The 14356-nt window shown below is 73.3% G+C and carries 6 protein-coding genes; 5 read left to right on the forward strand and 1 reads right to left on the reverse strand.

Annotated features, from left to right (window positions below; translation table 11 throughout):
• The first annotated feature begins 103 nt into the window (after window positions 1-103).
• The 5 genes from WMF34_RS39510 (at window position 104) to WMF34_RS39530 (ending at window position 12396) form a co-directional block, all read left to right on the forward strand.
• On the forward strand, window positions 104-3637 hold the full coding sequence (locus WMF34_RS39510) for an AAA-like domain-containing protein (protein ID WP_437991023.1): 3534 nt from the start codon (window positions 104-106) through the stop codon (window positions 3635-3637).
• 298 nt (window positions 3638-3935) lie between these two features.
• Window positions 3936-7580: a protein kinase domain-containing protein gene (locus WMF34_RS39515; RefSeq protein ID WP_437991024.1), complete on the forward strand. Its 3645-nt coding sequence runs from the start codon at window positions 3936-3938 to the stop codon at window positions 7578-7580.
• A complete protein-coding gene (locus WMF34_RS39520) occupies window positions 7577-10711 on the forward strand; it encodes a hypothetical protein (protein WP_437991025.1) in 3135 nt (1044 codons plus the stop codon). The genes WMF34_RS39515 and WMF34_RS39520 overlap by 4 nt, the downstream gene beginning before the upstream one ends.
• Window positions 10711-11325 (forward strand): hypothetical protein, encoded by a 615-nt coding sequence (locus WMF34_RS39525; protein ID WP_437991026.1) that lies wholly within the window; start codon window positions 10711-10713, stop codon window positions 11323-11325. The genes WMF34_RS39520 and WMF34_RS39525 overlap by 1 nt, the downstream gene beginning before the upstream one ends.
• Window positions 11326-11490: 165 nt before the next feature.
• On the forward strand, window positions 11491-12396 hold the full coding sequence (locus WMF34_RS39530; RefSeq protein ID WP_437991027.1) for a hypothetical protein: 906 nt from the start codon (window positions 11491-11493) through the stop codon (window positions 12394-12396).
• 88 nt (window positions 12397-12484) lie between these two features.
• Here WMF34_RS39530 and WMF34_RS39535 read toward each other — a convergent pair whose 3' ends face one another.
• Window positions 12485-14008, reverse strand: a complete 1524-nt coding sequence (locus tag WMF34_RS39535) for an MFS transporter (RefSeq protein WP_437991028.1) — start codon at window positions 14006-14008, stop codon at window positions 12485-12487.
• Window positions 14009-14356: the final 348 nt, after the last annotated feature.

A 14356-nucleotide genomic window follows, 5' to 3' on the forward strand; every position in this document is an offset into this window, starting at 1 on the left:
CATTCACCGCGCCATCGCGAGCCCTGTTGTTTCACCGCGGACGCCAGCGACACGGGCTGTCGTTCCGTTGACGGTCCTGGCGTCGCATGGCACCGTCAGATTCGTGACCTTCTCGGCGCCTCCCGACCTCGATCAGGCGAAGGCCAGTGCCGGTGATCACAGGCGCCGGTTCCAGGCGGGCGGGACCGTGGGCGAGGGCGTGATCTATATCGAGCGCCCCGCCGATAGAGAGCTCTTCGAGGCGCTCCTGCGCGGAGAGCTCTGCTATGTGCTCTCGACCCGGCACATCGGGAAGTCCAGCCTGCGACTCCAGGTCTCGACGCGGCTCCGCGCCGAGCAGGTGGAGTGCGCGAGCGTCGATCTCGGGGCGCTCGGCACCGACACCACCTCGCCGGTGAGCTGGTACCTCGGGATCGCGTCGGAGATCGCCGAGCAGCTCGGGCTGGAGCCGCCGGACGAGTTCTGGGATGCCCACTGGCACCTCGGGCCGGTGCACTGCTGGTTGCGCTGGCTCGAGGACGTCGTGCTCGTGGAGATCTCTTCCGCGATCGTCCTGTTCATCGACGAGGTCGACGCCACGCTGGCCCTCCCGTTCTCGCGGGACGATTTCTTCGCCATCCTCCGGGCCTTCGTGAACCGGCGCGCGGAGCGCCCCGCCAACGCCCGGCTGACCTTCTGCCTGCTCGGGGCGGCGGCGCCCTCGGAGCTCGTCGCGGATCCGGCGCGCGCGCCGTTCAACATCGGCCGCCCGATCCGGCTCGACGACTTCACCCGCGCCGAGGCGCGCGGCTTCCGCGCGGGCCTGGAGGGGCTCGTGGCCGACCCCGACGCGCTGCTCGACGCGGTCTTCGCGTGGACCTCGGGGCACCCCTACATGACGCAGCGGCTCTGCGCCGATCTCGCCGGAGAGCGGCGCGATCTCGACGTCGACGAGGCCGTGGCGCGGCGGTTCCTGGACCAGGGCCGGACCGAGGACCCGAACCTGCGCCACGCCGAGCGGTGCCTGGAGGCGCAGGGGCCCCGCTGCGGGCGGGCGCCGGCGCTCCTCCAGCTCTACAAGCAGCTGCTCGACGGCCACCGGGTGGGCGTCGACGCCGGGGACCCGGTCCAGCGGACGCTGCTGCTCTCGGGGCTCTCCGTGGAGCGGACGGCGCCCTCGGGCGCGCCGTACCTCGACGTGCGCAACCGCGTCGTCCGCGAGGTCTTCGACCGGGCGTGGGTCCTGTCGCGGGAGGCGGACCGAGCGACCAGGGAGCCGCTCGCGCGCTGGCTGGCGCACGGGCGGAGAGACGACTATCTCGTGGGCGGCGCGGCGCTCGCGGAGCTCACGTCGTGGTGCGATGGGCGAGCGGACCTCTCGGCGGAGGAGAGGGCGTTCCTCTCCGCCTGCGCGCGGGCGGAGGGCCAGAAGCGGTCGACGCGGCGGCTCGTCACCGTGCTCGCGGTCGCCGTCACGCTGCTCGGCGGCCTGACCCTCGTGCTCCTCTGGCAGATGGGCAAGGAGGAGCGGGCGCTGCTCCGCGCGCAGCAGGAGTCGCGCGAGAACGACGCCCGGCGGCTCGCGGCCCAGTCGGCGAAGGAGCGCGCCGAGGGCCTCTTGCCCCGCGCGCGCCTGCTCGCCGTGGAGGCGGCCCTCGCCGCCAGGGCGAGCGGCCGCCCCGCGGGCCCCGCCGTGGTGCAGGCGCTCGGCGACGCGGTCTGGGGCCCCGCCGTCGACCAGGAGGTGCTCGTCGGGCACGGCGGCGCGGTCCACCACGCGGCCTTCAGCCCCGACGGCCGCCTCGTCGCCACCGCCTCGGCCGACGGGGCCGCGAGGATCTTCCGCCTCGGCGGGCGCGACGAGCCGCTCGTGCTGCGCGCCGCCACCCCCGGCGGCGTCGTCGCCGTCGCCTTCAACCACGACGGGAGCCTCCTGGCGACCGCGTCGACCGACGGCGCGGTGCGCCTGTGGCGCCCCGACGGCCACGAGGTCCGCGCGCTCGGCACGAGGGACGCCGCGCCGACCAGCGTGGCGTTCAGCCCGGATGGCAGCCGCGTCGTCGCGGGGACGACGGGCGGCGCGATCTACGTGTGGCGCCCCGGCATGGAGGGCGAGCCGCCGCTCGTCGTGCCTTTGGGCGAGCGGCTCATCCGGCGCGCGGTGTTCAGCCACGACGGGGCCCGGATTTTCGCCACGGCCATCAGCGGGACGGTCCACGTCGTCCGCGCCGACGGGCACGGCGCCCCCGCGGCGCTGAAGGGGCACGGGCCGGGCGTCGAGAGCGCGGACACGAGCCCGGTGGACGACCGCACCGTCCTCGCGACGGGCGACGGAACGGCGCGCATCCTCGGCGCGGACCGGCGTGAGCCCGTCGTCCTCCGCGGGCACGAGGGCGCGGTGCGCGGCGCCGCGTTCAGCGCCGACGGCGGCGCGGTGGTCACGGCCTCCGCGGATGGGACCGCGCGCGTCTTCCGCGCGGACGGCAAGGGCGCGCCGGTGGTCCTCGAGGGCCACGAGGGGGTCGTGAACAGCGCCGCCTTCAGCCGCGACGGCGCGAGCGTCGTCACCGCGTCGGAGGACGGGACCGCGCGGGTGTGGCGGCTCGGCGGGCCGGGCGAGCCGCGGCTCCTGCGCGGCCACGAGGGGCCGCTGACCGGCATCGCCGTCAGCCACGACGGCAGCAGGATCGCCACCGCCGGGACCGACAAGACCGCGCGCGTCTTCCGGGCCGACGGCTCGGGCGAGCCCGTCGTCCTCCGCGGGCACGCGGAGCACCTGCTCAGCGTCGACTTCAGCCCCGATGGGAGCCGCCTCGTCACCGGCTCGGCCGACAAGACGGCGCGGATCTGGCGCGCCGATGGGCGGGGCCAGCCGATCGTGCTCGGGGTCCACGACGACCGGGTGGTGGGCGTCGCCTTCAGCCCGGAGGGCACCCGGATCGTTACCACCTCGTGGAACGGCATCCTGCGCGTGTTCGAGGACGGCGTCCCGGGCGAGCCCGTCGTGCTGCGCGACGAGCGCGCGGGGCTGCTCCGGGCGGCGTTCAGCCCGGATGGCCAGCACATCGTGGCGACGTCGGGCCCCAACGTGAAGGTCTGGCCCGCGGACGGCCGCGGCGCCCCGCGCGTCCTCCCGTCGGGGTACGACGACCGGGCGATCGCCGCGATCGCGGTGAGCCCGGACGGGAGCCACGTCGCGATCGCCGCGCTCGACGGCGGCGTGCGGCTGCTCCGCGTCGACGGCCAGGGCCAGCCCGTCCTCCTGAGCGGCCTCGGCGCGGCGGTCCGGACCGTCGCGTTCAGCAGCGACAGCGCGCGCCTCGTCGCGGTGTCGAGCGACGGCATCGCGCGGGTGCTCCCCGTCGACGGGCAGGGCGAGGCGATCACCCTCCGCGCCGAGGGCGTCACGCTGACGGACGCCGTGTTCAGCCCCGACGCCACCCGCGTCGTGACCGCCGCGAACGACGGCGCGGCGCGCGTCTTCTCGATCGCGGCCGAGTCCCTGATGGCGCGGGCGTGCGCCTACGCCGGGCGCAACTTCACGCGCGAGGAGTGGGCGCAGCTCATGCCCGGCATCGACTACCGCGCCACGTGCCCCGAGTGGCCAGGCGCCCCCGAGCAGGACGCCGGCGCAGCGCCGCGGCTGGACGTGCGCTGAAGCGGGGAATCGTCGGTGATTGTCCGGGCGTGTCGGCGCGCTCCGCGGCGGGCCGTGATCGTCGCTATCGGTTGCACGCGAAAACTGAACTCACGTGAACCCACGTGAACCCAGGTGAACCACGCGCTGCGCGCTACGAGGCGCCTGGTAGCAGCCCCAGAGGATGCTTCTCCCACCTTTATTCCGTGGGGGCGGACGTTCTTGTCATGGTTCGCGCTTCAGCGGGAACCATGTATGCTCGGCCAGGCTTGCTCGCCCTCTGCCGCGCACTGCGCGGCCCCTGATCGCTGCCCGGTCTATGGCCCCGCTCGACCCGCACGCCGAGGAGCCGAACCTCGTGGACACCGCCGCTGCGCGGATCGGGACAGCCCTGAACGCCAAGTGGCGGCTCGACGATCTGCTCGGCGTCGGCGGCATGGGCGCGGTGTTCGCGGCGACCCACCGCAGGGGGACGCGGGCGGCGGTCAAGGTCCTCCACATCGAGTTCGCGCGCAACGCCGAGCTGCGGGACCGCTTCCTGCGCGAGGGCAAGATCGCGAACCGGGTCGATCACCCGGCGCGCGTCGCCGTGGTCGAGGACGACCTCAGCGACCGCGGCGAGCCGTTCCTCGTCATGGAGCTGCTCTCCGGCACCACGCTCCAGCGGCTCGCGAGCAGCGCCGGCGGCACGCTCCCCCTCGCCCAGGTGCTGCCGGTCTTCGACGTCGTGCTCGATCTGCTCGAGAAGTGCCACTCGATCGGCATCGTCCACCGCGACATCAAGCCGGCGAACATCTTCGTCACGAGCACCGGCCACGTGAAGGTCCTCGACTTCGGCATCGCCCGGATGCGCGACCCCGAGCGGCAAGCCACGCGCGCGGGGCTCACGTTCGGCACGCCGGCCTTCATGTCGCCCGAGCAGGCGATGGGCGTGTCCGGCATCGACGGCCGGTCCGACCTCTGGTCGGTCGGCGCGAGCCTGTTCACCCTGCTGTCGGGCAAGCGGCTCAACCGCGGCCGGAGCGAGTCCGAGTCGTATTTCCTCGCCGCGACGCAGACCGCGCCGTCGATCGCGACCGAGGTCCCCGACCTGCCGGTCGAGATCGTGGCGTTCGTCGACAAGGCGCTCGCCTTCGAGCGCGGGGGCCGCTTCCAGAGCGCCGCCGCGATGCGCGGCGAGCTCCGCCGGCTGACGGCCGCGCACGCCGCCGGCCAGCTGACGCCCTCGCGCGAGAAGAAGGCGCCGCGCGTGCTCGTCCGCGGCAACGACACCATCGACGAGGACCAGGATCCGCCGTCGATCGTCGAGCAGACCTGCCAGCGGCTCGTCGGCGTCTGGAGGCAGCTCGCGCTCGTGCTCAGCAACATCCGCCAGTACGGGTGGAACCACCCCCACGTGAACAAGGGCATCCACTTCGCGTTCGACGAGATCACGCGGACGCTCTCGCAGAACCCCCTCGGCGTCCGCTGGGAGGTCACCCCGAGCGCGTTCACCTCGGGCGGCCAGCCGATCTGGCAGCCCGACAGGCCCCCGTTCGATCGCATCCCCTACCAGCTCTTCGCCGACGGCGTCCGGAAGATCCAGATCAAGGCCGGCATCACCGAGGCCGAGCTCCGCGATTTCGCGGCCATCCTGCTCCGCGACCAGAGCTTCGGCATGAGCGAGGACGACGACGCCGTGACCGCGCTCTGGGACCGGCGCTTCGAGCACATCGCGTACATGGCGATCGACCAGTTCGCCGAGGGCGACGCGGACCTGGAGGATTTCGAGGAGCAGTGCCGGGAGGTCGCGGTGGGGGCGCGCGCCCTCGCGCAGATCGAGAGCCTGTGGGACGAGAGCTCGCTCGCGGGCAGGGCGCTGCAGCGGAACGTCGAGGCCGCGCTCGCGGAGACGGGCGCGGCCGCCTCGGCGCTCGCCATCGACCCGCTGACCCGGAGCACCCTCGGCGCCCAGATCGCGCTGCCGTCGGAGCAGTGGAACGAGCGCTACATGGACGCGTTCGTCGACGGTTACGTGGACGCCGTCCGGCACGGCGACGAGGACCGCATGACGGGGGCGCTCACCGCGTGGACCGCCGACCAGATCGTCCTGCACAGCTACGAGCTCGCGTTCGAGGTGCAGACGATGCTCCGGCGCGCGTTCTTCGCGCGGCTCGACGGCATGCAGCGCGGCGCGGCGGGCGCGGCAGGTGCGGCAAGTCGATCGAGCGCCGCGCTGCCGCAGCTCTCGCCGCGCGCCGTCGACCGGGCGCTCGCGCAGGCGATGTTCCCGGTCGAGGCGCTCAGGGCGATCCTCAACGACCTCGCGACGGCTCACCCGGAGGAGCCGGCAGCCACCGGCGCGGCGGCCACGGGAGCGTCGGCCCCCGGCGCGGCGGCCGCGGGCGCTGCCCTCGGCGCGGCGGCCGCGGGCGTGGCGGCGCAGGCCGGCGTGGGCCGGAGCGCGGCGCAGGCCGGCGCAGGCCGGAGCGCGACACAGGTCGACGCGGGCCGGAGCACGGCGCAGGCCGACCCAGGGCGCAGCGCGGCGCAGGCCGGCGCAAGCCGGAACACGTTGCAGGCCGGCGCGAGCCGGAGCACGGCGCAGGCCGGCGTGAGCCGGAGCACGGCGCCGCTCGACCCGGCGATCGTCGAGGGGCTGGCCCACGCGCTCGACGCGCTCGAGGACGGCTCGCTCTTCAGCGCCGCATGCCAGTGCCACGGCGCCGTGCAGTCCGAGCGCCTGCGCGAGGTCCTGTTCGGTTACATGCGGCGGTGGGCGCCGGGCCGGGAGGCTGAGCTCGGGGACCTGCTCTCTCGCGCGCCGGCCCCCCTCGCCCTGACGCTCCTCCAGCTGCTCGCGCAGCTCAAGACGCCCGGCGCCCTCGCCGCGCTGGAGGCCGGCTTCGCGAGCCCGCACGTCGAGGTGCGCATCAACGCGCTCGCCGAGCTCCCCGACGCCGCCGCGGGCGAGGGCGGCTCCGCGGGCTCCGCGGCCGAGCGCGTCCGGGAGGAGCTCCAGAAGCTCCTCGACGACCCCGCGCCGCCGGTGCGCTGCGAGGCCCTGCGCCTCATCGGCAAGCTCGGCGTGCTCGCCGCGGGCCCGACGCTCGTGCGGCGGATCGTCGCGCCGTCGTTCCACGACCTCTCGGGGGCAGAGCGGCGGCAGTGGCTCGAGACCGTCGCGCAGCTGAACCCCACGCGCGCCGAGAAGCTCGCGATCGAGCTGCTCGAGAAGCGCCAGCTCATCCCGTCCGAGGCGATCGAGCAGACCCGCGAGCTGGCCGCGCACTTCCTCTGCCAGGCGCGGAGCTACGAGGCGCTCCGCGCGGTCAAGGAGGCGACCAAGCCGCGCTGGTGGAACACCCCGCCGGTGCGCGACGCCGCCGCGCGCGCCGCGGTCGCGATCGCCGCGCGCCTCGTCGCGCCGACCCGCCCGAGCGAGCGCCCGCCGGCGCAGGCGCACCCGGACGCGAGCGCGCCGCCCTCGCGCGCAAAGCGCTCGTACTCGCCCGTCTCGGTCCGGCGCGTGAGCCCGGGCGGGCCGCTCAGCCTGCCGGACCAGCTCGAGCCGTGGAGCACCCCGCGCCCCGGATCCATGGCCCCGAACGGCGGCGACGCCGGCCGATCCGCCTACAGGCCGCCGCTCGTGTCGCCGGTGCCCGCCTCGACGAGCGCCGCCTCGGCGCCTCCCACCTCCGTGCCGTTCAGCCGGCGTGGGCAGCCGCCTTCCTCGACGTCGGCGTCCACCCCGACGGCCGCGCCGCCGCCGATGCCGCCGTCGATGCCGCGCCCGGCCACGCCGCCGAGGTCCCCCGCCCCGCCCTCCAGCGCCAGCGCCGCGCCGTACAGCGCGCGGCAGGGCCCCGCCTCGTTGCCGTTCGGCGCGCCGTCCCGCACGGCCCTCGAGCCTGCGCCCGGCAGCGCGGTGCCCTCGACGAAGCCGGCGCCGTCTCCGTCGCCCCGCGGCGGGAGGAAGCCGTGAGCGAGGAGAAAGCCAACCTCCACGAGAGCACCGGCGACACGGCGATCTCGGGCGTGAAGGCCGACGGGCGTCGCCGCGCGGCGCTCGGCCTGGTGCAGATGATCTACCGGCTCGCGAAGGCGTGCCTCCTGCACAGCGACTCGAACCAGGCGGTGCTGTCGCTCGTCCCGTCCGCGATCGACAGCATCGTCCAGTTCTGCGAGCTGTCGGGGAGCGAGGCCGCGACGATCGTGTTCGCGGGCAACACCCTCTTCATCAACGGCCAGATGCTCCGCGCCTCGCGCGAGACGTACGAGGTCGCCCTGGAGCTCGGCAGCTTCTTCGAGGCCTGCGACGTCTCCGAGCTCGTGCTCGACAAGGCGGTCCGTCGGGCCGAGCTCGCCGCCTTCGCCCGCCTCCTCGCCGACGCCCAGCGCGACCGCAGCATCGCCGCGCGGCTCCTCCAGTCGAGCCTGCGGGGCGTCCGCGTCCGCAAGCTCACGAACCCGTTCCCTGGCGGGGCCATCGACGGCGACGGCACCCGCATCGGCCGGATCAGCCGCACCTACGCGGCGGCGATCCTCGTGATGCGGTCGTTCTATGCGGCCCTGCGCTCGTCCCCGGCGATCCTGCCGCAGCGGGTGAAGCGCGTCGCGCAGAAGCTCGTCGCCGCGGCCGAGGAGGACGCGCGCCTCCTGCTCTCGGTCGCCGCGGGCAAGATCGCCGACCCGGACGAGGGGGGCCTCAGCGTGTCCACGGCGATCGTCGCGCTGGGCATCGCCCGGCAGCTCACGACCGACAGGAGGATGCTCGGGAGCCTCGTCACCGCGGCGCTGCTCTACGACGTGAGCCGGCTGCGGCTCACGGGGGTGCTCGCCGGCTCGGCCGACGGCGAGGAGCCTGTCGCGCGCTCTCTCCTCGAGCGCGGCCTGAGCGACGACGAGAAGGAGCGGCTGCCCGCGAGCGCGGCCGTCATGTTGACGGCGCTCGGCAAGCTGCACGCGCCCTCGATCACGCGCACGGTGATCGCCTACGAGGCGCTCGCGCTCCGGCAAGGCGGCCGGCAGGGCCCGCTCTACGGCGGCCGGCGCAGCCCCACGGTGCTCGCGCGGATCCTGGCGGCCGCCCGCCAGTTCACGGAGCTCCGGACGGCGCCGTTCCCGACGATCGACGCCGCGTCGGGCGGCGCCTCGTCGCTCGACGCCGTGCTCCAGCGCATGATCTCGGGCGCCGAGAGCGCGACCGACCGGGCGATCGGCAAGCTGCTCGTCGGCGCGCTCGGCATCATCCCGACGGGGACGTTCGTGCAGCTGAGCACCGGCGAGCTCGGGGTCGTCCTCTCGACGCCGCTGTCGCCCGCGCACTTCGCGCAGCCGCCGGTGCGCGTCCTGTTCGACGAGCAGGGCCACCTCCTCGGCGCGCCGTTCGACGTCGACCTCTCGCAGCGGGCGCCGGGCGCGGAGCCGTGCTTCATCGTCCGGCCCGTCGAGGTCGAGCCTCACCACGAGCGGGCGATCCGCGCCGCCTTCGGCTTCCGTTCCGGGAGGGGCGCCGCGGGGGTGGAGTCGCGCGTGACGGCCGCCGCGCCGGTGCTCTTCGGCGACGAGGTCCCGCCGACGGAGCCGGGCGACACGCTCGCGCCGCGCGCGGTCCGCTCGGAGGAAGGCGCGCGCTCCGCGCAGGCGCGCAAGGAGGCCGCGTGGCTCGGCAGGCCGCTCGCGGGCTCCGCGCAGGCCGGGCCGTCGCCGACCAGCGTGCAGCCCCGGCAGCCGGCGCCGGCGGATCGCCCGGCGGCGGCCGAGCGGGGTCGCGACGAGAACCTCATCTCGACGCAGCCGCCTCCCTCGACGGCGGCGGCGCGCGCGGCGATGGCCGTCCCTCCTCCGCCGCGGTTGCCGCGGGACTCGCGGCCCTTCGGGCAGGTCGCGTCGACGAGGTACTCCGTGCCGGCGCCCGAGCCGACGCGCCCGTCGCGGCAGATCGAGCGCCGGGACGACGCGCCGTCGCGGGACCCGGGCGTGGGCCAGCTGCCGACGATCGGCCCTCCGGCGGGGTTCCCGGCGTCGCGGAGGTCGGGGGATCTCCGGCTCGGCGCGTCGTCGCGCCGGTCGGATTCCCGAGTTGATCCGGAGGATTGGGACTGGGACGACGAGCTCCCGACCATCGATCCGCCGCCGCCGGGGCCGCCGCCCACCTCGCGGAGCCCTTCCTTCGCGTCCGAGCCTCCGCCCGCCAGCGCGCTCGATCACGCGCCCACGTACACCCCGCCCCGTCCTTCCACGCACGCGTCGGACCGCGCCCCTGCCCCTCGCCATCCATCGCCCCGTCCTTCCACGCACGCGTCGGACCGTGCCCCTGCCCCTCGCCATCCATCGCCCCGTCCTTCCACGCACGCGTCGGACCGTGCCCCTGCCCCTCGCCATCCGTCGCCCCGTCCGCCCCGTCCTTCCAGCCACGCGTCGGACCGCGCTCCTGGTTATCCCCCGCCCCGTCCTTCCAGCCACGCGTCGGACCGCGCTCCTGGTTATCCCCCGCCCCGTCCTTCCAGCCACGCGTCGGACCGCGCCCCTGGTTATCCCCCGCCCCGTCCTTCCAGCCACGCGTCGGACCGCGCCCCTGGCCACGCGGCGCCCCGCATCCCCAGCCCGGCGCCGGCCCGTGCCTCCAGCCATGCGCCGGGCGGTGCCCCGAGCTACGCCCCGGAGCCTGTCCCGACGGAGCGGAACGCGCCGCGCGCGTTCTCCAGCGCCGGGTCCGGATCGAGCCTGGACGACGCGGACCTGACGTGGACCGACGAGCTGCCGACGCTCGATCCTCCCCCGCCGCCGAGCACGGAAGAGCTCGAGCGCGATCGGTTGCTCGCGGCGTACCTGGCCGAGCGCACGCCCTTCCCGCAGGCTGGTTTTCATGAATGGAGCTCGGCGCCCAGCGAGGCGCCGGGGCGCGCCGAGGCGGACGTCGACGGCAGGTGGCGCGGCGACGCGCTGTCCCAGCGGCCGGCGCCCGACTCGCGGGCGATGGCGCCGATCACCATGGCGCCGACCAGCTCCAGCTCCTTCGGCGCGACGAGGCGCCCGCGCGCGCCCATCCCGCGGGAGGAGCCCGAGGACGACGGGGGTGATCCTCCGGCGCCGGAGGGGCGGGACCGCTGATGGCCTGGCCCGCTGCGGCGAGCCGTGCGCTCGCTGCGCTGCTGCTCGCCGCGCCGGCGTGCGCCGACGACGGCGGGGATCCCCCGCCGGTCGAGCACGCCTGCAAGCTCGGGTACCTGGGCGAGGAGGGCGCCGACATCCGCGTGGAGGTCATCGCGCTCGACTCGAGCGACGCGGCGCACCCGGTGAGCGACGGCGACGGGATCGACATCATCATGCCGCCGCAGGGCGGGCGGGTGCTCTTCCTGGGCGTCCGCGCGACGAACCTGAGCGCCTGCGGCGTCCAGCTGTCCGGCTCGCTCCGCGATCCCATGTCCGGGCGTGTGATGTCCGAGTCGAGGACGGTCAACCTCAGGCCGACCGGCGACGGCTGGGGAGCGAGCGTCGACGCCGACATCTCGACCTTCGCGAACGTGGGAGTCTGCCCGAACAACTGGTCGGGCAGCGACATCTTCGATCACGACTACGAGATCGAGGTGCAGGTGAAGGACAGGGAGGGCCGGACGGTGAAGCAGGTGCGGCAGGTCCGGCCGGCGTGCAACGAGCCCGAGTTCGAGGTCGAGTGCCGCTGCATCTGCAAGCACGGGTACGTCCTCGGCGAGGCGTGCGAGTAGGCCGGAGCGCTGCGAGTCCAGCAGCGGAGTGGCTGATCAAAAAAAACCCTCGTTCGCAATGCGATCTCGTGATGCGCATGCACCAGCGCGCGTAAGAGACGAAGCGGCGAAAAACACGGCAAAACGCGCTGGTTCCTGTGCACACGCTCTGCTACTGCGCCGCGCGTGGGGCAGCCGGACCAGTTCGCCAAACGCACCTTTGCCGCGCAGACGGAGCGGATCACCGGCGGTGCTGTCACATGGCAGGATCCGCCCGAGATCGGCCTGGTGAAGGTGCAGAGCGATGGGCTCTTGCTCGTACGCCACCCCGACCGTATTGCAGCGCTGCCCGCCCCGTGGCCAGAGGCCGGGAGCCACGAGGAGGTCCTGGTCGAGCTGAAAATGCCAGGAGATCATCTCGATTTCCCGGCCGTCGAGCGCGCGCTGCTCCGGCGGCAGGCGAGGCAGGTGCAACGGGCGGAAGACAGCACGCATGCGTGGTCGGGCCAGGAGCCGCTCTGGCTCGTCGCGCCGCACGTGCCCGACTGGCTGCGGGCGCAACGCGCGCTCATCGCCGTCGGGCAAGCTTGTTACCGTGTGGAGCCGTCGAGCTTCCCCTTCCTGTGGATCGCAGCCAACGACCTTCCGCTGCGCGACGAGCTCGTGCCCTTCCTGGTCGCCCGCTCCGGACGGGCGCTCGACGAGTTTGCCCGGTGGGTCGCCTCGCGAATGCCCCTCGCATGGGTGCTCGGCATGGTAAGATTCACCGCGATGTCGTCGACCGTGCGCGAGGAGCTGTTGTGGTGGGTTGGCAAGGGTGAGGACCCCGAGGTCAAGGCGCGGGAACGAGAGATCCTTCAGGCTCTGCTCGGTGCAAACCCGGACGTGCAGCAGAAGCTGGTCGAGAAGGGCATCGAGCGGGGTCGCCTCTCCGAGGCCCGGACCGCGCTGCGCAGGGTGCTCGAGCAGCGGCAGCTCGCGCTGCGTCCTGAGGAGGACGCACGCATCGAGGGCTGCGCCGAGCTCGAGGTCCTGGAACGGTGGCTCGAACGCGCCGTCACCGCCACGACGGCGGCCGAAGCGTTGACGTAACCGCGAGCTGCCCTGCCTGGAGGCGCCGCTCGCGCGGCGACCGGCTACGCCGGCCGGCGCCACGCCCCCTCGCGCGCGGCCGCGCGCCCTACACGTCGAGGTCCTTCCACCGCCTCGAGCGCCGGGAGAAGATCAGCATCCCCACGAGCGAAGCGACGCCGATCGCCGCGAACGAATACCAGATCTCGTAAGGCCGGTACGTGTCCCAGAGCAGGCGCGTGGCCTCGGCGGCGTCGATGTGCAGCGTCTCCTGCAGCGTCCTGAAGGCCTGCTGGCGCGACACCCCGAGGAGCTCCGAGAGCGACGCCACATCGCCGTTCCAGGCCTTCCCCTTGGCGAGATCGGTCTTCTCGGCGAGGTAGCGCAGCGCCAGCGTGGCCTTCTCGCCCCGGGTCCCATAAAGGATCCCCGCCATCTGCGCGCCGATCGCGGGGCCGATCGCCGCCGGGATGTTGACGTAACCGAGATAAAGCGCCTTCTTTCCCTTCGGCGCGATGAGCGCGAAATACTCGCTCTTCTTCGGGCCGGTCAGCATCTCGCCGATGGAGAAGAGCAGGATGCCCACGAAGAGGACGTAGAGCGACGTCGTGGTCCCTGCGACGAGGATGCCGAAGATGGCGACGAGGATGCCCAGCGTCATCGCCGAGAGCACCTTCATCCTCGCCACCAGGTACGAGAAGGGCACGAGGAGCAGGACGATGCTCACCGAGTTCAGGTTGAGCACGTTCTCCTGCTTGAGCTGGACCCCGCGCGGATCCTTGATATCGAGCCACGACGCCGGGAGCCAGGGGTTGTTCTGCACGAAGGAGGTGCTGCTGATCCAGTCCGTGTAGAAGTTCGGCATCAGGTCCCAGAGCTGGTACATCATCAGCCAGAACCCCGAGAGCAGCAGGATCACGGTGATGAGCCGCGCGTCCCAGATGTTCTTGATCGTGTCCTTGAAGACCTTCCACGCCCCGGAGGTCTTGTCTGCGCCGGAGTCGACCTCCTTGTACGTGAACAGCATGAGGAAGTTCAGGGAGATGATGGCGGCGCAGCCGTAGAAGACCCACGACCAGCTCTTGCCGTGGAGGTAGCCGGCGAGCGGCGGGCCGATCGCCGCGCCCACGTTCACGAGCCAGTAGAAGAGGCCCCAGCCGACCGACGAGTTCGACTTGTCCATCGACTGGGCCAGGGTGCCCTGGATCCCGGGCTTGAAGAGGGCCGTGCCCGTCGCGAGGATGACCACGCCGAGCAGAAAGCCGGCGAAGCTCCGCTGCGTCGCCATCAGCAGATAACCGATGATCTTCAGCCACACCGTGATGAAGATCGTGCGCTTGTAGCCGTACCGGTCGGCGTAACCGCCGGTGATCATCGGGAGCAGCGACTGGATGAGGGCCCAGACCATGTAAATGGTGCCCTTGTCCTGCTGGCTGAAGTGGAGCCCTCCAGGCTCGTCGGCCTGCGCGATGTAAATGGGCATGACGACGCGCACACCGTAGTAAGCCAGCCGTTCCCACATTTCCATGGTGCAGCCCATCCAGAAGGAGCGCGGCAGGCTTTTCAGGGTCTGAGCAAAGGAAAGCTTCGTCGGCGCCTCGACGGCCGGCTCGCTCACGGCGGCGTTGGTCATTTCATGCTCCTCGTGCGCCCGGGCCCCGGGCAAGCCCTCGTACCACACCGAGAGCAGCGTACACACCTGGATCACAAGCGTGTCCCGCCGCGGTCCGTCAGGGGCAACTACGATTGAGCAGCTCCTTCACAGCGAGCGAGCGGGCGCCTGTCTCACGCGCGTCGAAACAGCCGGTCTTCACCGCCGCGCCCTGCAGTCCGATTCACGCTTCGACAGCGCGGATCATGGATCCTGCTCGACAGCAGAGCCGGGAGCGCGCGGCGCTCGTGCCATGTCGCCCACCGGGTGGGTGGTTCGCTCGTGATCCGTGAGGGGCGTTTTCTTGTCAGGGCATGGCGAGACGCGCCC

This window comes from Sorangium sp. So ce145, assembly GCF_051525985.1.
Lineage (GTDB): Bacteria > Myxococcota_A > Polyangia > Polyangiales > Polyangiaceae > Sorangium > Sorangium cellulosum_B.